Source organism: Pseudomonas nitroreducens NBRC 12694 (assembly GCF_002091755.1).
Lineage (GTDB): Bacteria > Pseudomonadota > Gammaproteobacteria > Pseudomonadales > Pseudomonadaceae > Pseudomonas > Pseudomonas nitroreducens.
The window spans coordinates 512070-532673 of the sequence record NZ_BDAI01000002.1 but is presented as its reverse complement, the minus strand read 5'-3'; the positions used below and the strand labels follow the sequence as shown (position 1 = coordinate 532673).

The 20604-nt window shown below is 64.7% G+C and carries 16 protein-coding genes; 7 read left to right on the top strand and 9 right to left on the bottom strand.

Translation table 11 applies throughout. The features are described 5' to 3' along the window. Positions 1-420: 420 nt before the first annotated feature. Positions 421-1902: a MocR-like pyridoxine biosynthesis transcription factor PdxR gene (pdxR, locus tag PNI01S_RS08295; protein WP_084357808.1), complete on the bottom strand. Its 1482-nt coding sequence runs from the start codon at positions 1900-1902 to the stop codon at positions 421-423. Positions 1903-2004: 102 nt separating this feature from the next. Here pdxR and PNI01S_RS08290 point away from each other — a divergent pair, with 102 nt between their 5' ends. Both PNI01S_RS08290 and PNI01S_RS08285 read left to right on the top strand, forming a co-directional pair. Beyond that, positions 2005-2763 (top strand): sulfite exporter TauE/SafE family protein, encoded by a 759-nt coding sequence (locus PNI01S_RS08290; RefSeq protein ID WP_226046542.1) that lies wholly within the window; start codon positions 2005-2007, stop codon positions 2761-2763. A 289-nt stretch (positions 2764-3052) separates the two neighbouring features. Continuing rightward, positions 3053-4096, top strand: a complete 1044-nt coding sequence (locus tag PNI01S_RS08285) for a sterol desaturase family protein (protein ID WP_084357807.1) — start codon at positions 3053-3055, stop codon at positions 4094-4096. An 820-nt stretch (positions 4097-4916) separates the two neighbouring features. Here the strand turns inward: PNI01S_RS08285 and PNI01S_RS08280 are convergent. Genes PNI01S_RS08280 through PNI01S_RS08270 form a run of 3 tightly spaced genes read right to left on the bottom strand, consistent with a single transcriptional unit; the run spans position 4917 to position 6759 of the window. Beyond that, on the bottom strand, positions 4917-5159 hold the full coding sequence (locus PNI01S_RS08280; RefSeq protein ID WP_024762468.1) for a DUF2790 domain-containing protein: 243 nt from the start codon (positions 5157-5159) through the stop codon (positions 4917-4919). Beyond that, positions 5156-5719 (bottom strand): cytochrome b, encoded by a 564-nt coding sequence (locus PNI01S_RS08275; protein ID WP_037006524.1) that lies wholly within the window; start codon positions 5717-5719, stop codon positions 5156-5158. Before PNI01S_RS08275 ends, PNI01S_RS08280 begins: the two co-directional genes overlap by 4 nt. After that, the gene (locus PNI01S_RS08270) at positions 5719-6759 is read right to left on the bottom strand and encodes a catalase family peroxidase (RefSeq protein ID WP_065084019.1); all 1041 of its coding nucleotides are present in this window, start codon (positions 6757-6759) and stop codon (positions 5719-5721) included. The genes PNI01S_RS08275 and PNI01S_RS08270 overlap by 1 nt, the downstream gene beginning before the upstream one ends. Positions 6760-6921: 162 nt before the next feature. Between PNI01S_RS08270 and PNI01S_RS08265 the strand changes: the two genes are divergently transcribed. Next, on the top strand, positions 6922-7431 hold the full coding sequence (locus tag PNI01S_RS08265; protein ID WP_017520898.1) for a sigma-70 family RNA polymerase sigma factor: 510 nt from the start codon (positions 6922-6924) through the stop codon (positions 7429-7431). Beyond that, complete coding sequence (locus PNI01S_RS08260; protein ID WP_065084020.1) at positions 7428-8174, top strand: anti-sigma factor family protein; 747 nt, start codon at positions 7428-7430, stop codon at positions 8172-8174. The genes PNI01S_RS08265 and PNI01S_RS08260 overlap by 4 nt, the downstream gene beginning before the upstream one ends. Before the next feature lie 119 nt (positions 8175-8293). Here the strand turns inward: PNI01S_RS08260 and PNI01S_RS08255 are convergent, their stop codons facing one another. The 3 genes from PNI01S_RS08255 to PNI01S_RS08245 all read right to left on the bottom strand — a co-directional run bounded on the left by PNI01S_RS08255 (position 8294) and on the right by PNI01S_RS08245 (position 11791). Continuing rightward, positions 8294-10132 carry an amidohydrolase gene (locus PNI01S_RS08255; protein WP_084357806.1) on the bottom strand — a complete coding sequence of 613 codons (1839 nt, stop codon included), beginning with the start codon at positions 10130-10132 and terminating at the stop codon, positions 8294-8296. A gap of 19 nt (positions 10133-10151) precedes the next feature. Then, a complete protein-coding gene (locus tag PNI01S_RS08250; RefSeq protein ID WP_024762463.1) occupies positions 10152-10706 on the bottom strand; it encodes an antibiotic biosynthesis monooxygenase in 555 nt (184 codons plus the stop codon). A gap of 68 nt (positions 10707-10774) precedes the next feature. Then, positions 10775-11791 (bottom strand): alpha/beta hydrolase, encoded by a 1017-nt coding sequence (locus tag PNI01S_RS08245; protein ID WP_084357805.1) that lies wholly within the window; start codon positions 11789-11791, stop codon positions 10775-10777. Positions 11792-12247: 456 nt separating this feature from the next. On the opposite strand from PNI01S_RS08245, the gene PNI01S_RS08240 reads away from it, so the two are divergent. The 3 genes from PNI01S_RS08240 to PNI01S_RS08230 all read left to right on the top strand — a co-directional run bounded on the left by PNI01S_RS08240 (position 12248) and on the right by PNI01S_RS08230 (position 18057). Continuing rightward, complete coding sequence (locus PNI01S_RS08240) at positions 12248-15409, top strand: autotransporter outer membrane beta-barrel domain-containing protein (protein ID WP_084357804.1); 3162 nt, start codon at positions 12248-12250, stop codon at positions 15407-15409. Positions 15410-15563: 154 nt separating this feature from the next. Beyond that, entirely contained in the window at positions 15564-17567 is a 2004-nt protein-coding gene (locus tag PNI01S_RS08235; RefSeq protein WP_084357803.1) for a peptidase U32 family protein, read from the top strand. Between the two features lie 88 nt (positions 17568-17655). Beyond that, on the top strand, positions 17656-18057 hold the full coding sequence (locus PNI01S_RS08230; protein WP_065084025.1) for a hypothetical protein: 402 nt from the start codon (positions 17656-17658) through the stop codon (positions 18055-18057). Here PNI01S_RS08230 and PNI01S_RS08225 read toward each other — a convergent pair whose 3' ends face one another. Both PNI01S_RS08225 and PNI01S_RS08220 read right to left on the bottom strand, forming a co-directional pair. Further along, entirely contained in the window at positions 18058-19389 is a 1332-nt protein-coding gene (locus PNI01S_RS08225) for an OprD family porin (RefSeq protein WP_376784789.1), read from the bottom strand. Then, on the bottom strand, positions 19386-20564 hold the full coding sequence (locus PNI01S_RS08220) for an acetyltransferase domain-containing protein (protein ID WP_084357802.1): 1179 nt from the start codon (positions 20562-20564) through the stop codon (positions 19386-19388). The genes PNI01S_RS08225 and PNI01S_RS08220 overlap by 4 nt, the downstream gene beginning before the upstream one ends. Between the last annotated feature and the right edge of the window lie 40 nt (positions 20565-20604).

Below are 20604 nucleotides of genomic sequence, written 5' to 3'. Positions count from 1 at the left end.
CCGGCTAACGCCGAGGCATGACTCACAGCAAACGATCCCCTCTCCCGCTGGCGGGAGAGGGATAGGGGGCTCTTGATCCTGCCGAAGCAGGCTCGCTCGCGAAAGGCTCCCGCACCGCGCCGACAATCGCTTCCGACTGCAGCACTTCCCACGCCGGTCCTCCCGCATCACCCGCAGCACCTCCCCCATCGGCACTCACAACGTTCCCTGCCAATCCAGCACAGCCAGTGCCCGGCCGTCCCCTTTTGCCTGCATGCGCTAGGGGTATCCCGCCCTGCCAAGCTCCTGGTCCCTCAATACCGGCAACAGATGCCGGTGATCCACCGGCGCAACTCCCGATGCTCCGGGTCGCGAAACTGGTGCAGCACATGGCTGACGTCAACGCCACTAGGTCAGGATTACTCGCAAGGTGTCCCGAAACTATCGAGGGAGGGCAGGCGTCAGGAAACGAATGATTCCTCCAAGAACGGCTATGCCCTCATGAATTTCTTTAGCCGACAGGCCCGCATAGCCCAGGATCAGGGCTGCGGATCTTTCCATTTTCGCCGATGTAAGACCTGCATACAGCGGGGACAAGGGATATACCCCTATGCCGCGCTCAAGTGCCATTGCCTGCACTCTTGTTTCCTCTTCGGCGCGAAGCCTTGGCAATAGCAGTACGCCGTGCAGCCCCGCCGCCATTCCGACCAGTTCCCCGTACCCCGCCAGATGCTGCTCGAAAGCCTCCAGCATCGCCTTTCGCCGTTGCTCATTATCCCGGCGCAGGCGGCGAACGTGCCGCTCGTATGTGCCACTTTCGATCAACGATGCGAGGACGTTCTGCTCCCAGCGCGGCGAGTGGCGATCCGTCAGGCGCTTGGCTTCGCGGAACACGTGGACCAGTTCCTTCGGGAGCACTAGATAACCCAGCCTGAGCTGCGGTGAAAGTGCCTTGGAAAACGTCCCCACATAAATGACCCGCGCCTGGGTATCCATCGATTGCAGCGCATCGATGGGGCGTTGGCCGTAACGAAACTCGCCGCCGTAATCGTCTTCGATGACCCAGGCACGATGACGACGCGCCCATTCCAGCAGTTCCAGGCGACGCGCGACGGGAAGCACCGCCCCCATGGGGAACTGGTGCGAAGGCGTCACGTAGGCCAGGCGCGCACGACCATCTTCGGGCAACGCGCCAGTATCCAATCCCGAACTGTCGACATTGATCGGCAGCGCTGTCGCACCCGTAGCTTCGAAGCTGTATCGGGCCATGCGATAGCCGGGGTCTTCGAAGACGAACCCATCGTTCGGGTTCAGAAGAAGCCGAGCGCACAGGTCCAGCCCCTGCTGCGAACCATGCACCACGAGAATCTGCTCGGCGTCGCAGGTCAGGCCGCGCGCCCGGCGCAGATAGCCCTGCAGCGCCGTGCGCAGGCGCGACTCTCCTTCGGGCTGGCCGTAGGAAAGTGTGGGCTGGCGCCTGACCAGTTCAGCACGATAAGCGCGCTGCCAGCCCAGGGCCGGGAAATCCTTGGTAGCCACCGAACCGTAGCGGAAGTCGATACGCGCATGGGGCGTGGCCATGCTGTAGGGCTTCATCGCCGCAACGCGCTGGCCATAGTCGGAAAGCACCGGCGGCAGCAGTGCCGGGTTCTCCCTGGCACGTTCCGCTGGGCCATTGATGACGCTGGCTACGGTGGCGACCTTGCCCTTGGTGGTGACTACAAAACCTTCGGCAGCCAGTTGTTCGTAGGCCGCAGTCACGGTGGTTCGCGATACGCCCAGCTCGGCCGCCAGGACCCGCGTCGACACCAATTTCGTGCCGGCAGCCAACGTGCCCTGTTCTATCTGCGCCCGCAGCCTAGCGTAGATCCGGCGTTCGGCCCCGCGCCCGGATGGTTCGGACTGGCTGGAAAACTGGCCCATGAAAAAACCTCGAAACTGGCACTTTTTGTGGTGCAGGTTGTGACCGACATTATGGGTACCCAGCCATGGGGAATGAAATCCCTCGTCACAGGAAACTGCGTTTTGGACCTGACCCCCACCACGATCCTCGTGACCTTCGCCGGAGTCTTTCTGATCTGCTTCATGAAAGGTGCGTTCGGCGGCGGTTTCGCCATCGTCGGCATTCCGCTGCTGTCGCTGGTGATGGACCCGATCACTGCCGGCGGCCTGCTCGCGCCCCTGTTCATCGCCATGGACCTGTTCGGCCTGCGCTACTGGAAGCCCTCCACCTGGTCGACAGCGGATCTGAAGTTGCTGATTCCCGGACTGCTGGTCGGCATCGGCATCGGCTACCTGTTCTTCCGCGTGGTGGACCATCGCATGGTCGCCATCGTCATGGCAGCGATCACCCTGGTGTTTGTCGGCCTTTGGTTCAAGGCTGGCGGGGAAGTCAAGGTTAGACCGCGCTCATCGCCCAAGGCAGTGGCGGCGGGCTTTACCTCGGGTATCACGACAATGGTTGCGCACTCGGGTGGACCGCCCCTGGCGATTTACCTGCTGCCGCTGGGCTTGAGCAAACAACTCTATGCCGGTACCACCAGCATGTTCTTCACGGTGGGAAATTTGATAAAGGCCGTACCCTGGTTGCTGCTGGCCAAACCGACGGGGAGCGTGCTCGGCCTGATGGGGATTTGTCTGATGGCGGTGCCCAGCGGGGTCTGGCTGGGATGGCGGCTGCATGAGCGGCTGGATCAGCGCCAGATGTACCGCGCTTGTTATGGGCTGCTGGTGGTGACAGCCGGGAAGCTGTTGTGGGATGGGGTTACGGGGTATCTCGCCTGAATGCAAACCACCGTTGGAACAAGCATGCCAGCGAATATCCAGAGGGCAAAGGTCTTCCATTGCACCGCTTTATCCTTCTGAAAGGCTACCGAATCGAGGCGACCGGATTCAGCCAAGCGTCATCAAACGCTCCTGGCCCAGGGGCTGCCAGTGGCCGATTGCATGAGCCTCAACAGGGATTTTCGGCGAGCGCCCGCAGCCTTCCTGTCCAATCAAGCTGCCCTGCCCCTTTTGCAACTGCCACAGCACGAATTATGCTGGTTGCCGAGCTAACGATGCGTAACTCTCCATGCCTGATCTCTCGCATCTCCACCAGCACCTGACCACCCTCCTCATCGAGCCGGTGGCTCACCAGGTCTCCGGCCTCTTCGACCTGAGTGGGCGTGTGGGTGTGTTGTTCCTGCTGCTGTCCTATGCGGTCGCTTACGCCCTGTTTCGTTTCCGCCAGCAGCGCGGACTGACGCAGGCAGCCTCGTTCTGGCAGTTCATCGGTGGGGCGCGGGTGAATTTCCATCGTTCGGCGTTGCTGGATTACCGCTACTACCTGGTACGCGGCATCCTCAATGTGGTGGTGTTGGTACCCATCATTGGGCTGGTCGATCCTTACATCCTGCGCTCGGGCGATTACATCGCCTTCTTTACCAAGCTCTGGGGCGCGCGACCGCAGGTGGGCCAGAATCTTGGTCTGTCGCTGCTCTATGGGCTGGGCGTGTTCCTGGTCAGCGACTTCAAGAACTACTGGGTGCACCGCGCCTTCCACTCGCGCTGGCTGTGGGCATTCCACAAGGTTCATCACTCGGCGGCGGTGCTGACGCCGATCACGGCGAGCCGCGTGCACTTCGTCGAGAAGCTGGCGGCGAACCTGGCTGGGACCGTGCTGCTGGGCGCCTACGCCGGCATCTTCTGGTACGTCTGTGGTGGACAGGTCAGCGCCTATACGCTGTTCGGCGTGACCTGGATGATCCTGCTGTTCAACGTGCTGGCAACCAACCTGCGCCACAGCCATGTGTGGCTATCGTTCGGGCCGGTGATCGAACATGTGGTGAACAGCCCCGCCCAGCACCAGATCCACCACAGCGACGCGCCCCGCCACTTCAACCGGAACTTCGGCATCAACCTCTCGCTGTGGGACTGGATGTTCGGCACGCTCTACGTCACCCAGCGCGCGCCGGAGCCGATCCAGTTCGGCGCGGGAGAGCAGGACGATGCCAAGTATTCTTCGCTGTGGAGCCTGATCGTGACGCCGTTCGTCGAGACGGTGCGCAAAGTACGGATGGCGAGAGGCCAGGGGGCCAAGGCTTCCAATCACTCGGCAGGAATTGGTCAAGGCTAAATTCAATAAAGCAGCCAGTGGATTCGTCCGCTTAACCGTAGCGGATGGAAGAACACTCCACTACCGATATTCTCCGGATAATTGCTTGGCACAAGCATTTACTGGAAGTCCCGCAAAGTATTTCCCTCCTACTAAAGAACCTGGCAGCAGGCCCGATCCAATGTACTGCGCAGCATGAGTTTGATTTGAGCGACGCCATCACTAGTTACGCAGAAGCCAATGGTGACATGTCGAGCCGGTCCGTAGGCTCTCGATACAAATCGAACACCAGCAAGGTTGCAGGCACTTGGATCTATTCCTGTATCGCTGGGAGGCCATGATGGCTGGAGAATACGCGCCGAGCCGCAACTACCGATGCGCGGCACTCTGTCTCCACGGGTGACCTGCGGCAAGTCCACACGCAGCGCTCCCCGGAATAGCCGTGGATTACTTCGGAACTATCCCGGACGAAACGCTTGAGCAGGTTTTCGTACTGTAGGCGCCCGTCTTCGTCGAAGCACTGGAGCTCGTCGTAATACGCAGCAAAGCTGATCAGCGGGCCGTAATAACAATGCCCACTCGCATTCGGAATCACATTGAACATAGGCCGAACTATCAGCGTTCCTCTGTCGTGCAGTTCTTCAATTACCTGTCGATTGAGCAGCTCTGCCTCATATTCGCCGCGAAAACATTGAATGAAGCCTGAAACAATACTGGACACTTCAAACAGCCTGCAAGATGACTGTTCAGGGACGTTAGCCGAGAGGGAGCGACATTGTCACTCCAGAAAGCAATGGCTGCCTGTTGCGCCACATGCCCCGTGTAACCGAGCCACTACGCCTCAATTTTCATTCCCACACCCCTGCCCCCACACCGGATACCGCAGCGTATGCCGTTGCCCGGTGCTGTCCTCGTAGATCATCTCCACCTCGCGAATCCCGCAGAAATCCAGCTCCGGTGCCTGCACCACGCGCTTGATGTCGAGCTTCTGGCCGAAGTGATAGTCCTCGGCGGGTGGTGCGTCCTGCGCGGCGAGAGCCGCGCAGGAGGTGAAGAGGCAAGCCACGGCGAGCAATCGCTTCATGGCCGTTCTCCCGAGGAAGTGGTACGCGGCATGGGGGCGCCAGTCATGCTCGGGAGCACTTCATCGCGACGAATGAGCCCGTGGAACAGCGCGGCGGCCAGGTGCAGGAGGATGGTCGCCAGCAAGGCGTAGGCGATGACGGTGTGCGCGCTGCGCAGGATGGCGTGGAGCTGCACCGAAGGCGAGACCAGCGCGGGCAGTTCGAAGCCACCCCACAGCAGCACTGGGTAACCACCGGCCGATTGCATGGTCCAGCCCACCAGCGGCTGGGCCAACAGCAGGCCATAGAGCGCGAGGTGCGAGAGGTGTGCGGCGCTGCGTTGCCAGCCGGGCATGTCGCTGGGCAGCGCGGGGATGCGATGGGTCAGGCGCACCAGAATACGCAGCAGCACCAGTACCAGCAGCGCGGCGCCCAGGGGTTTGTGGATGGCGACCAGCGCGGCGTGGCGCGGGGAGACGCTGGCGACCATACCCAGGCCGATCAGCAGCATGGCGAGTACCAGCACCGCCATGAGCCAGTGCAGCACGCGCAGGGAGAGCGGGAAGTAGGTCGGTTTCATCAGTGGGTCTCCTGGGCCTGCTCACGGGTGCGGCGGTTGAAGGATTCCGAGTAGGCGGCCGAGCGCGCGCTGAGCAGCGGGTCGTCGGACGCGCGGATGCCGTCGGGGAGGATCAGCGGGTCGTAGTTGACGTCGCGGCAGTCGCCGCCGATCTCCGGCTGCAGGCGCTCGATCACCAGTTCGCCGGCATCCACCGTGCGACGGCTGGCAGGCCAGGCCTGGGTGGCGTCGCTGGTGCTGTCGCCGGGCTCGCCAAGGGTGAACTGCAGGCGCCAGCGCAACGGGCCGGCGGAAATACGCTGGGCCAGTTCGTCGGCGAGGAAGTCGGCGTCGCCGCGCTTGTCGGCGGCCAGCGGCTCGACCGGCGCTTCAGGCTGCACGGACCAGCGCACGGGCTGCTCCTGGCCGTCCTTGTTCACCAGGTAGAAGGCGTTGAGGCCGTAGTAGGCGCTGTTGGCGTAGCTGGAGGATGGCGTGGAGGATTTCACCCATTGCAGGAAGGGGCCGGTCTCGGGGTGCGCCTTGAAGAAGGCACCGGCTTTTTCCGGGTCGGGCTTGCCGGTGCCCGGTTGCGGCGCAGTGGCCTGTTGCAGGGCAAAGAAGCTGGCGACGTCGCGGACGACGAAGACCGGCATGGCGTTCATGCCGGTCCGCCATTCCTGGCCATCCTTGGGCAGGAAGCGCAGCGCCAGGCTGCGGATCGGCGCCGCACCGTCGCTGGCCTTGGGGTTGCCGCCGGGAATGGCCAGGCGCCCCACCACCGGCACGCGGCCGACCGAGAACAGGCTGGCGCGGGACAGATCGGCGAGCCCGCCGTTGCTGTCGAAGTGGCCGATCACGCACAGGCCCTTGGCGTGGTTGCGCCGATAGCCGGGATAGACGCCGCCGTTGTGCTCCAGGGTGTTGATGACCTTGTCCGGGGTGAGGCGCTGCGGGTCGAGCCAGCCGGCGACATAGGCGAAGACGGCGGCCACGCCGAGCACCACGGCGCCGATGGCGGCCAGGCGCAGGGGCACGTTGGGTGTGGGTGTTTCTGTCATTTCCAGCTCCTCAGGCTTAGGCTGAATGCGTTGAGCCGGTACGACGCACCGTGCGCCGGGTTATTCCCGACCACTGCCAAAGAATTATTTTTTTGCAGGCCGGGAATAGATCGCCGCCGCGTTCGTCTTTCTCGCTCGAACCCACCCACTCCCGGCGCCCCGATGCATTCACTGGACGACCATTCACTGCGCGAACTGCTGCCCCGGCTGCGGCGCTTCGCCCTGTCGCTGACCCGCAGCGCGAGCAGCGCCGACGACCTGGTGCAGGCCACCCTGGAGAAGGCGCTGTCGGCCTGGACCGGCCGCCGCGACGACGGCGACCTGCGCGCCTGGCTGTTCTCGATCCTTTACCGGCACTTCATCGACGGGCAGCGCCGCGCGAAGCGCTACGCGCGCCTGCTCAGCCTGTTCGGCGCGGACAGCGCGGTCAGCGCATCACCCGAGGACATCGTCAGCGCACGCTCGACCCTGGAGGCCTTTGAGCGCCTACCCGCCGAGCAGCGCGCGCTGCTGACGCTGGTCAGCGTGGAAGGCCTGAGCTACCGCGAAGTAGCCGAGGCACTGGACATTCCCATGGGCACCGTCATGTCCCGCCTGTCGCGCGCCCGCACGGCGCTGCGCGCGCTGAGCGAAGGACAGGCGGCGACACCTTCTCTGCGGGTACTGAAATGAACGAACGCATTCCCGATGAGCACGATCTGCACGCCTACATCGACGACCAGCTCGACCCGGCGCGCCGCCAGTGGGTGGAAGCCTGGCTCGCCACGCACCCGGACGACGCCCGTCGCGTCGAAGGCTGGCGACAGGATGCGCAGCAACTGCGCGCGGCCTTTGCCGGGCAGGCGCGTAGTGCAATTTCCGAACAACTGGACCCGGCGCGGATTCGCCGTCAGCTCCAGCAACGCCGGCGAACCCGGTTGGCCACGGCGGCGGCGCTGCTGGTGGCGCTGGGCGTGGGCGGCATGGGCGGCTGGCAGATGCGCGGCGACGCGATGATGCGCGGCATGGTGCCGATGCAGGACGCCGTGCAGGCTTACCGGTTGTTCGCCGATGCCGGCCAGAGCGGGCTCGACCTGCGCGATGGCGGCGACCTGAACGGCTGGCTGGCGCGTTACCTGAAGAACGCGGTGCCGCCGCCGGCGCTGGAGCAGGTTGGCTTGAAGACCGTCGGGGCGCGTCTGCTGGCGACGGAACAGGGGGCGGCAGCGTTGGTGATCTACGAAGATGGCCAGGGCCGCCGGCTGACCTTCTTCATCCGTCCGCCGGGCCCGCGCCATGAGATGTTGCCGCAGGGGCAGCGTACGGATGGAGACCTGCTGGCACGTTACTGGAGCCAGGGTGGCTACAACTACGCGCTGGTCAGCCGCAGCGATGATCCGCAGGCGCAGGCCGTGGGGCAGTTGGTGGGGTTCTAGCGGAAGAGACAAGGTTAAGGCGCGCTCCGTGATTCACGAGCAAGGAGCGCACCGAGGCACCTACAGAAGGGCTTAAGAGCGGCCTCCGGCCATTGAGGTCGGAGGCCGCAGCGCCAGCGTCAGAACGCGAAGCACGAACAACCGAAAGCGCCCCAGAAGCCCTGGAAGTCACTCACCGGCACGCTCGACTGGCGGGCGCGCTCGTGGCTGTGGCCATGCACGCCGCAGGAGCCGGCGCACTGGTGCACGGCCTGCTGCAGTGGGCCCTGCGGACGCCAGTGGCCGGGGACCTTGGCCACGGGAGACCAGTCCGGCAGTACCGGAATGGCCGTCGGCGCCTGGCGCTCGAAGTCGCCGCTGCCGAACACCACGCGGCCGTCCACCACGGTCAGCACCGATTCGATGGTCTTGATTTCCTCCTCCGGCACGTTGAAGTAGTCCGCCGAAAGCACGGCCACATCGGCCATCTGTCCGACCTTGATCATCCCTTTCTTGCCCTGCTCGTTGGAGAACCAGGCGCTGCCGTGGGTGTACAGCTGCAGCGCGGTGGCACGGGACAGGCCCTCGGGGTACAGCTCCATGCCGCCGACGGTCTTGCCGCTGACCATCCAGTACAGCGAGGTCCAGGGGTTGTAGCTGGACACACGGGTGGCGTCGGTACCGGCGCCGACGGGGACGCCTTCGGCCAGCATGCGCTTGATCGGCGGGGTCGCCTCTGCGGCCTGCTTGCCGTAGCGGTCGACGAAGTATTCGCCCTGGAAGGCCATGCGGTCCTGAATGGCGATGCCGCCGCCCAGCGCCCTCACCCGCTCGATGTTCTTCGGCGAGATGGTCTCGCAATGGTCGAAGAACCAGTGCAGGCCGTTGAACGGAATGTCCAGGTTGACCTTCTCGAACACGTCGAGCATGCGCGAGATGGATTCATCGTAGGTGGCGTGCAGACGGAACGGCCAGCGCTGTTCGACGAGATGGCGCACCACCGGTTCCAGCTCGGCTTCCATGCTGCCGGGCAGGTCCGGACGCGGTTCAAGGAAGTCCTCGAAGTCGGCGGCGGAGAACACCAGCATCTCACCGGCACCGTTGTGCCGCAGGAAGTCGCTGCCCTGCCCGTATTTCACGCTGCTGGTCCAGTTCTTGAAATCGGCCAGCTCTTCCTTGGGTTTCTGGGTGAACAGGTTGTAGGCGATGCGCACGGTGAGCTGGTTTTCTTTTTCCAGTTGCTCGATCACCTGGTAGTCGTCCGGGTAATTCTGGAAGCCGCCGCCGGCATCGATGGCGCTGGTCACGCCCAGGCGGTTCAGCTCGCGCATGAACTGGCGGGTGGAGTTGACCTGGTACTCGAAGGGCAGCTTCGGCCCCTTCGCCAGGGTTGCGTAGAGGATCATCGCGTTCGGCCGGGCCACCAGCATGCCGGTGGGCTCGCCCTTGCTGTCGCGGACGATCTCGCCGCCGGGCGGGTTCGGGGTGTCCTTGGTGTAGCCGACGACGCGCAGCGCGGCGCGGTTGAGCAACGCGCGGTCGTACAGGTGCAGGACGAACACCGGGGTGTCCGGCGCCGCCTGGTTCAGCTCTTCGATAGTCGGCATGCGCTTCTCGGCGAACTGAAATTCGTTCCAGCCGCCGACGACGCGCACCCACTGCGGCGACGGCGTGCGCAGGGCCTGCTCCTTGAGCATGCGCAGGGCGTCGGCCAGGGACGGCACGCCTTCCCAGCGCAGTTCGAGGTTGTAGTTCAGCCCGCCGCGGATCAGGTGCAGGTGCGAGTCGTTGAGGCCGGGAATCGCGGTGCGTCCCTTGAGGTCGATGACGCGGGTCGCGCCGGCGCGCAAGGCCATGGCCTCCGCCTCGGTACCCACGGCGATGAATTTGCCGTCGGCGATGGCCACGGCGGTGGCCTCGGGTTTCTCGCGGTCGACGGTGTGGAAGCGGCCGTTGGTCAGGATCAGATCGGCGTACATGGCTATGTTCCTCTTTCAATCAGCGGGCGTTGAGCCAGGCGGAGAACAGGCGCGTGGCCCGTGGCATGAAAACGTAGACCACAAGCAGGACGATGGTCGCGACGATGAGCATGTTGGCCGGCACGAAGCCACCCAGCAGCGGGATTTGCGTAAACAGCGGACGCCAGAGCTGCGGCACCAGCATCACCAGCGGCAGGATCACCAGATAGGAGACGGCCGCCTGTTTCCAGCGCGGCGGCTGCTTCTGCGGGTTGTCCGGGGCGGTGAACCAGAACTCGTGGGCGCGGTGCAGTTCCTTCTGCTCGCCGTCGATCAGGTGCGGGTCGGCACGTTCGATCAGCTCGCGGCGCTGCGGCGAGTCGAGCCAGGCCTGCAGTTCATCGGCGCTGGCGAAGCGCAGGACCGAGGTGAAGTGGTCGCCCTGGCGCATCACGTCCACGCCCAGATGGCCGGGGAACTCGCTGGCAGCGCGGGTCAGCTCGCGCAGGATGGTTTCATAGGCGGCGACGCTGTCGGGGCGGGCGCGGTGGCGGATGATCAGAGTGACGGACTCTTGCTGGGTCGGCTGGTTCATGCAGGTTCCCTCCGGAAAAGTGGCCTCCTCCTTGGGGGGGGAGGCAAGCGGCTCGTTCGACAGACGGCTTACTGCAGATGAACTTTCAGCTCTTCACCGGCCTGGCGCATGGCGGACTGTACCGCCGGGACCTGGCTGATCACGTTGAGCAGACCGTAGTCGTGGATCATTCCGTTGTAGCGCACCGAAGTGACCGCCACACCGGCGGCGTCGAGTTTGCGACCGTAGGCTTCGCCCTCGTCACGCAGTACGTCGGATTCGGCGGTCTGGATCAGCGTGGGCGGCAGGCCCTTGAGCTGGTCGGTGGTCGCGCGTAACGGAGAAGCGTAGATCTCGGCGCGCTGTTTCGGGTCGGTGGTGTAGCTGTCCCAGAACCACTGCATCATCGGCTTGGTGAGGAAGTGCCCCTGGGCGAACTGGTTGTACGAGCCGGTCTCGAAGCTGGCATCGGTCACCGGCCACAGCAGCGCCTGGAAGCGCAGCTTGGGTGCGCCCTTGTCCTTGGCCATCAGAGCGACCACCGCCGCCATGTTGCCGCCAACGCTGTTACCGGCCACGGCCAGGCGCTTGCCGTCGACGTTGATCTCCGTGCCGTGTTCGGCGACCCACTTCGTCGCGGCGTAGGCCTGATTGATCGCCACCGGGTAATGCGCCTCGGGGGACGGGGTGTAGTCGACGTAGACCGCCACCGCGCCGGAGTTCACCACCAGGTCGCGGATCAGGCGGGCGTGGGTCGGGTAGTCGCCCAGCACCCAGCCGCCGCCATGGAAGTACATGAACGCCGGCAGCGTTCCTTTCACGCCGGCCGGGCGGACGATGGTCAGCTTCACCGGACCGACCTCGGTCTGCACGGTCTTCTCGCTGACCTGGGTGCCGGAGAGGTCGACCTTCACCGAGGCCTGGGCTCCGGTCAGCACGGCGCGGGCATCCTTGGGCGACAGGGTTTCCAGCGGCTGGCCCTTGCCGGCTTCCAGGGCTTCGAGGAAGGCCTGGGTGTTGTGTTCGACAGTCGGGTTGCCGGCGGCGAAGACGTTGCCGATGGCCAGGGCGAGAGAGGCGGCGAGCAGGGATTGCTTGAAGTTCATGATTCGGTTCCTTGAAAGTGGGGGAGGTGTTCCGAGAGGACGAACGAATCTTGATCCATGCCCGCAAAGCGCGGAATAGACAGGCTTGCAGGGTCGCTTTGCAGTTTTGCAAGGGCACCGCCCTGCCCTCTGCAATGCCGCATGGACGCCGCATTGCTCAGCTCCAGTGCGGGTGCGTATTGATTCAGGTCAGGCGCAAATCCGCCTGGCCATGACGTTTCTCAATACCCATGCCGGATTCGAAAACCTTCTGACATAACTCAAGGGCGTGCCCAGGCCGTGTAGCCGACAATCACCGCCGCTACCAACTCCCGTGAGTGACTCACAGTGCCAGGACACCACCACTGAAACCCACCGCCCCACCCCTTCACGCCAGGCAACCCCTGGTGCGGCACACGGAAACTGCGCAACCGGGTTCTCTTCACCCATCCCGCCGAGAGGCGGTAGGAAACCGTGATGAAGAACACCCCATTGATGCTCTTCCTGGCCAGCCCGCTGGCCATGGCCACCGCGATGGCGGCCAATAGCGTCACCGAAAGCAACCAGAGCTACACCGCCAACCAGAGCGGCCTTTACGAGGATTTCACTCAGGTTGGCACCATCAAGACGTTCAACGTCAGCGGCGGCGCCATCATCACCATGACCGGGCCGAGCGGCTCGCCCCTGGTGCTCACCGGGCAGACCGTCAGAATCGACGCCGGCAACACCCTCGACATCAAGGGCGCTGGCAGCCTGGTCACCGTCAACGGCGACCTGACTTATAACTACGGCAGCAACACCAACCCCGCCGGCAAGTACGTCTACAACGGCATCGCCGTCACCGGCGGCGGCCGCTTCGTGATCAACGGCAACCTCACTGCCACCTCGACCAACTCCGGCTACAGCAGCCCGAAAAGCGCGATGTATGTGGATGGCACGACATCCAGCGCGGAAATCAACGGCAACGCCAACCTGACCATCGCCGGCGGCAAGGGTCTGTTCGCCGCCAATGGCGGGACCATCGACATGACCTCGAAAGACGGCACGCCCTATGTGCTGACGGTCACCAACAAGTCCAGCCAGCGTTCGGTGGAGGCCAACAATGGCGGCACCGTGACCCTCGACCTGGTGGACATGAACGGTACCTCCTACCTGAGCAACGGCGTGGGCCTGTACGCCACCAAGAACTCTTCCATCAGCTTCATGGGTGGCGACTTCAACCAGACCACCAGCCGCCCGGGCGCCAACGCGCTGTTTGCCCTCAACCATTCGAGCGTCACCGCCACCGGCTATGACGGCGGCCACCTGCGGATCAAGACCGGCGGCCTCAACGAAATCGGCGCCTGGGCCACCGGCAACTCTCAGGTGACCATCAACAGCGAGAAGCATCAGGACTTCCAGACGGTGATCCATACCACCGGCACCGGGCAATCCCATGGTCTGGCCGCAGGCTCGCTGGGCGGCGGCAGTGCCAGCGCCCCCGTCGACAGCGGCCACGCCGGCGCGCAGTACGGCAACTCCGAAGTCACGGTGTACGGCAAGACCGATATCACTACCGAAGGCAAGGACTCCGCCGGCCTGCGGGTGATGGGTGACGGCGCGAAGATCACGCTCACACCGCTGGTGGCTGGCGTGCGCAACAGCATCACCTCCGCCGCCAGCGCGATCCGCTACTCCTTCGCCAACGGCTACAGCCTCGCCAGCAACGGCGACCGCCTCGAAGGCGGCCAGGTGATCGACCTCACCGACACCGACATGGCGCACCTCGATGGCGCCACCGGCACCGCCGGACTGATCGAAGTCGGCGGCCTCGCCGGGCGCACCAGTGACGGGCAGAACAGCGGCATCATGAATGTCGCCGATGCGGTGAAGGACGCCACCCTGAACCTCGCCAACAGCAGCGCCACCGCCCAGGACGGGCGCAGCCTGCTCAATGTCAACGCCAGCCAGAACAGCGCCGACGGCGTGTTCGCCAGCAGCTTCACGCTCAACGCCGAGAGCAGCGAACTGGTGGGCCGCTCGATGACCGACAGCACCGTTGCCGGCGATGGCAGCGTCAGTAGCGCCACGCTCAACCTCAAGGGCTCGCGCTGGTTCCTGCTGGACAAGAACAGCAGCGAGGCCAGCCACTACGCCACCTCTAGCCTCACGGCGCTGGACCTGCAGGACGACTCGCAGGTCTACATCAACAGCCGCGAGTCCTGGCAGAACGGCTTTGCCGCCCACCAGCCGGAGCACTACGGCAGCCTGCAACTGGGCTCGCTGAGCGGCGCCGGGGCGTTCCACTTCTACACCGACATCGTCAACCAGCTGACCGACAAGCTGACCATCACGGGTACCGACGGCAGCACCGGCAACCATTCAGTCCTGGTGGCCAACGACGGCTCGCAGAGCACCCTGGGTGACGAGCGCATCGAGATTATCGAAACCAACGGCGGCAGCGGCCAGTTCGGCCTCTACGAGGGCGCGCTGGTGGAGCTGGGCGGCAACACCTATGCCCTGCGCAAGAACGAGGACGATAACTGGGAACTATATGGCTATACCGCGCCGCCGGTTGACCCGGGCCCGACCGACCCGGTCGATCCACAGCCTCCGGTTGACCCTATACCGCCAGTAGACCCGACACCGCCTGTCGACCCCACACCGCCTGGCCCGGTCGAACCCGGCGACCCTGTAGCGCCGACGCCGCCCGGCCCGGCCCCGGGCCCTGGCACCTCGACTACCCGTGCCTTCCACGCCCAGGTGCACACCAACTACCTGCTGTCCTACCTGGACATGCAGACCCTGCTGCAACGCATGGGTGAGCTGCGCTACACCGAGCGCGATACCGACGGCAACGTCTGGTTGCGCACCAACGGCGGCCGCCTGCACTCCTTCGCCGGCAGCAACTTCGACGGCTACCGCCTGAGCTACCAAGGCATCCAGCTGGGCGTGGACCGCCGCGTGCCGGTGTCCAGCGGCGACCTGTTCGTCGGCGCCATGATCGGCCATACCGAGGCCGACCAGAGCTTCGACGAAGGCAGCGGCGGCGCGCGCAACACCCACGTCGGCATCTACGGCACCTGGCTGCACGAGAACGGCTTCTACATCGACACCGTGCTCAAGGCTGCGCACCTGAAGAACAACTTCAGCGTCAACGACACCCAGGGCAATCGCGTGAAGAGCTCCGGCAGCAGCAACGGCTACTCCGCCTCGGTGGAAACCGGCAAACGCTTCACCCTGCACCGCGAGAAGGACAGCCAGTGGTTCGTCGAGCCCCAGGCGCAACTGGTCTACACCGACCAGGGCGGCTTCTCTTCGCGCGCCAGCAACGGCCTGAAGATCCACTACGACGACTACGACTCACTGCTGGCTCGCGCCGGCGGCATCGTCGGCTACGAGCTGAGCAACGCTAAACACAAGTCCGAGGTGTACCTGAAGGGCGGTTACGTTCGCGAGCTGATGGCCGACGACATCGGCTACCGGATCAACGGCACGCCCAAGCAGAGTTCGGACTTCAGTGGCGGCTGGCGCGAGGCGGCCGTGGGCGTCTCCACGCGCCTGACCGACGGCCATAGCCTGTTCATGGAAGTGGGTTACCGCGACGGCGACAACTTCGACCAGAACCACGCCAACGTCGGCTACCGGTTCGAATACTGAGCCACCCGGGGCGGCTGGTAACGGCCGCCCCGTTCTTTACAGGCGACCCCTGCGCACCGTCCGGCACGCCACGGATGCCGGCGCGGCGTTTGACCGGTACAATGCGCGATTGCCCGTTCCATACCTGATAAGCACGCCTGATAAAGAAGAAACCATGTCCTTGCCCAAACACCATCTGGAACTGCTCAGCCCTGCCCGCGATGTCCACATCGCCCGCGAGGCCATCCTGCATGGCGCCGACGCCGTCTACATCGGCGGCCCGAGCTTCGGCGCGCGGCACAATGCCTGCAACGAGGTGAGCGATATCGCCCAGCTGGTGGAGTTCGCCCATCGCTACCACGCGCGGGTGTTCACCACGATCAACACCATCCTCCACGACAACGAGCTGGAGCCGGCGCGCGCGCTGATCCACCAGCTCTACGACGCCGGTGTCGACGCGCTGATCGTGCAGGACCTGGGCATCATGGAACTGGACATCCCGCCGATCGAGCTGCACGCCAGCACCCAGACCGACATCCGCACCCTGGGCCGGGCGAAGTTCCTCGACCAGGCCGGCTTCTCCCAGCTGGTACTGGCCCGCGAGCTGAACCTGCAGGAAATCCGCGCCATCGCCGACGAGACCGACGCGGCCATCGAGTTCTTCATCCACGGCGCGCTCTGCGTTGCCTTCTCCGGCCAGTGCAACATCTCCCACGCCCAGACCGGCCGCAGCGCCAACCGCGGCGACTGCTCCCAGGCCTGCCGCCTGCCCTACACCCTGAAGGATGACCAGGGCCGCGTGGTGGCCTTCGAGAAGCACCTGCTGTCGATGAAGGACAACAACCAGAGCGCCAACCTCAGCGCCCTGGTGGACGCCGGCGTGCGCTCCTTCAAGATCGAAGGGCGCTACAAGGACATGGGCTACGTGAAGAACATCACTGCCTACTACCGCCAGCGCCTGGACGGCATCCTCGCCGAGCGCCCGGACCTGGCCCGCGCCTCCAGCGGCCGCACCGACCACTTCTTCGTGCCGGACCCGGACAAGACCTTCCACCGCGGCAGCACCGATTACTTCGTCAGCGACCGCAAGATCGACATCGGCGCCTTCGACTCGCCGACCTTCACCGGCCTGCCGGTGGGCACCGTGGAAAAGGTCGGCAAGCGCGACCTGCTGGTGGTGACCAAGGACCCGCTGTCCAACGGCGACGGCCTCAACGTGCTGGTCAAGCGCGAAGTGGTCGGTTTCCGCGCCAACATTGCCGAGCCGAAGGGCGAGTTCGAGGAAGACGGCGAGAAGCGCTACCGCTACCGCGTCGAGCCCAACGAGATGCCCGAAGGCCTCTACCGCCTGCGGCCGAACCACCCGTTGTCGCGCAACCTCGACCACAACTGGCAGCAGGCGCTGCAGAAGACGTCCGCCGAGCGCCGCGTCGGCCTGTCGTGGGTCGCCAAGCTGCGTGACGAGCGCCTGGAACTGACCGCCACCAGCGAAGAAGGCGTCAGCGCCAGCGTCGCCCTGGACGGCCCGTTCGGTATCGCCAACAAGCCCGAACAGGCGCTGGACCAGTTGCACGACCTGCTCGGCCAGCTGGGCACCACCCAGTATCACGCCGACGCCATCGAACTGGACGCCCCGCAGGCGTTCTTCATCCCCAACTCCCAGCTCAAGTCGCTGCGCCGCGAGGCCATCGAGGCGCTCACCGAAGCCCGCGTGCAGGCCCACCCGCGTGGCGGCCGCAAGGCCGAGACCAACCCGCCGCCGGTGTACCCGGAGTCGCATCTGTCGTTCCTGTACAACGTGTACAACGAGAAGGCCCGCGCGTTTTACCATCGCCACGGCGTGCAACTGATCGATGCCGCGTACGAAGCCCACGAGGAAACCGGCGAAGTGCCGGTGATGATCACCAAGCACTGCCTGCGCTTCTCCTTCAACCTGTGCCCGAAACAGGCCAAGGGCGTCACCGGCGTGCGCACCAAGGTGCAGCCGATGCAACTGATCCACGGCGACGAGGTGCTGACCCTGAAGTTCGACTGCAAGCCGTGCGAGATGCACGTGATCGGCAAGATCAAGGGCCACATCCTCGGCCTGCCGCAGCCGGGCAGCGAAGGCGTGAACACCATCGTCGGGCAGATCAGCCCGGAAGACCTGCTCAAGACCATTCGCAAGCCGGCGCACTGAGGCAGACCTGAACCTGCAGGGGCGCATTCGCTCGCTCCTGCAGATCTCCCCCCTGCGCAACTCCCCGATCCCCCGCTATGATCGGGGCATGCCCACCACGCCCCCGCTCCGCCAGCAATGCCCACCCGGCGCCTGCAACTGCGACCGGGAACGGCTATTGGAGACACCCAACGCCGACCTGCGAATCCTGCTGCTGACCCGGCACGAGGAGCAGCGCCTGCTCGAGCGCCTGGAAAATCTCAAGGACCTGGCGGACCTGGAGCACCTGCTGCACAGGCTCTTCGATCAACTCGGCATTCGCCTGCACATCGCCCCCGGCTTCAACGAAGTGCGCACCATGCGCGGCATCGAGTTTGCCTTCGAGGAGCAGCCTGGCCTCTGCCGCAAGACCCGCCAGGCCATTCCCGCCGCGATCCGCCGGGGCCTGGAGAAGAACCCGGAAATCGCCTGGCGGCTGCTGGACGCCCACGACCTGCTCGGCGGGCTCTGATCAGAAGCCGCCTTCCAGCGGGTATTCCACGGCAACCCGCAACTGGTCGGTATTGAGTTCCGTCTGCGCGGCGTTGGCGCGATGGCTGTTGTGCATCAGTACCAGCCGCAGCCCCTTGACCGGGCCTTCCGGCACACGGTATTGCAGCATCAGGTCGCGCTCCCAGTGCTGGCCACCCTCGCCATAACCCAGGTACGCGTAACCGCCACGCGGGTCGACGTGGCTGCCATCGATGCCGGTGCCGCGCACGTAGGCCGCCGCCATCGACAGCCCCGGCACTCCGAGCGCCGCCAGGTCCAGGTCATAGCGCAGTTGCCAGGAACGCTCGTTGGGCGCATTGAAGTCCGACAGTTGCACTGCGTTGGTGAGGAAGATCGCACCGCGTGTCACGTAGTCGAACGGCGTATCACCGTCGACCTGCTGGTAACCGACGCTCAGTCGGTGCGCGCCGAAGCCGTAGACGCCAAGCAGGCTCCAGGTGGTGTTGTCGATCCGCCCGGAGAACGCTCGCCCGGTATCTCGACTGCGATAGAGATTGAGGTTCAGCGACAGGTCCTGTCCCTCGCCCAACGGCTGGCTGAAGGTGCCGCCCAGGTAATCCTGGCGCCAGGTATCCTCGTAGCGCGAGGTGAACAGGCTGAGATTTGTGCCCTTTGTGGGCGAATAGGTGAAGCCCGCCAGGTCGAAAGCAGTGCCCTGGCGACCATTGGAATAATTCACCACGAAGCCGCGATCATGGCTGGAAGCGTTGCGGTCGGTGCTTTCGGTGAAGTGCCCAGCCACCAGCCGCAGCGCGGAAAGCTCCTCGCTGGAGAGAAAGAAACCGCTGGCCGTTTCCGGCAGCAGGCGACTGTCGGAGGAGCTGAATACCGGGGTTTTCACCCGCTGTTCGCCCCACCACAGTGTCGTCGAAGACACCCGCGCCTTCAGCGCCGCACCGCCACGGGCAAAGCTATCCTTGGGATGACCGTCATTGTCCAGGCCGACCAACCGTGCCTTACCGGCGCGACCGCCGCCACTGTCCAGCAGCACGCCCTGATACAGATGCGCGTCCAGCCCCAGCCCGACGCTGCCTCGAGTAAATCCGGACTGCAGGCTGCCCATCAGCCCGTAGGCCCATTCCTGCGCATAGCCATTGCGTTCATTGCGGGGCTTGTAGGCGTTGCGCGCGGCGCTGTTGCGATCACCGTGGCGGTATTCGCGCTGGTCGAACAGCGTGCGGTTTAGCAGGCTCCAGCGGCTGTCCTCAACAAAACCATTGGATTCCTCCTGCCCCGCACCAAATGCCGGTACGGACAACGCCAGCAACACGGCGGAGCTGCGCAGCCTCACAGGTACTTCAGCCAGGCGATATCGCGGCGGCGGGCCTTGAGGCGGGCGAACCAGTGCACCGGCGGATAAAGCACGACGATCAGCAACAGCGCGCCACCCCAGACCGCCCACACCGAATCGAAGCCGAAGTACTGCCCGTGGTTCAGCCCCCAGATTGCCACCGCGACCAGATAAAGCAGCTTCAGCACATAGAGGTGCAGCAGGTAGAAGAACATCGGCGCCGCGCCGAACACCGCCAGCCGGCGGGCCAGAGCGCCCTGCCCGCGGCGCTCGAAGAACACCAGCAGGAGCAGGCCGATCCCCAGGGTCAGGACAAGGAACAGCAGCGACGGCGGGTACTTGGTGATGTTGAAGAAGCTCATCAGCAGTTGCAGGCCGTTGTCGCCGTCGCCCCAAGGCTTCTCGCCGTAGCCGTTGTTCAGGCGCAGGACGATGAAACCGCCCAGTGCGATGGCCGCCGTCAGCAGCAGGTTGCGCGTGCGCCGGGCGGCATTGGCCGAACGTCCGAACCAGGGCCCGGCTGCATAACCCAAGGCAATCACGCCGATCCACGGCAGCAGCGGATAGGACGTACGCAGGCGCAGCGCATCGCCCAGTCCGATCCAGCCGCGATCGTGCAACACCGCCCAGGGCACATGGGCCCAGTGCTCGGGTGCAAAGTGCACCCCATCCAGCAGGTTGTGTCCCGCCACCAGCACCAGCCCAAGCCCCACCAGGGCAGCACGCGGCAGCCAGACCAGCGCGGAGAGCGCCAGCATGCTCAGGCCGATGGCCCAGATTACCTGCAGGTAGATCACCTTGGGCGGCAACTGGAAAGTCCAGGCGAAGTTCACCAGGGTCACTTCCAGCAGCACCAGGAACAGCCCGCGCTTGAGCAGGAAGGCCGAAACCGCCACGCGGCCCTCGTGCCTCTCGCCATAGAGGAAGGCGGAAAGCCCGGTGAGGAAGACGAAAACCGGCGCGCAGAGGTGCGCCAGGGTGCGACTGAAGAACAGCACGGGGTCGGTCTGGGTCACGTCCATCGGATCACTCACCTGCAGGTGCAGGTAAAACGTCTCACGGACGTGGTCCAGCAGCATGAAGAGAATCACCAGCCCGCGCAGGGCATCGATGGAGTGGAGTCGGGTAGTGGCTTTGGTGATGACAGCTGAGGGAGGCGTGATGGCGGAGGTCATTGAGGGAATCGACTGCGATTGAATTGTAATATTATTACAT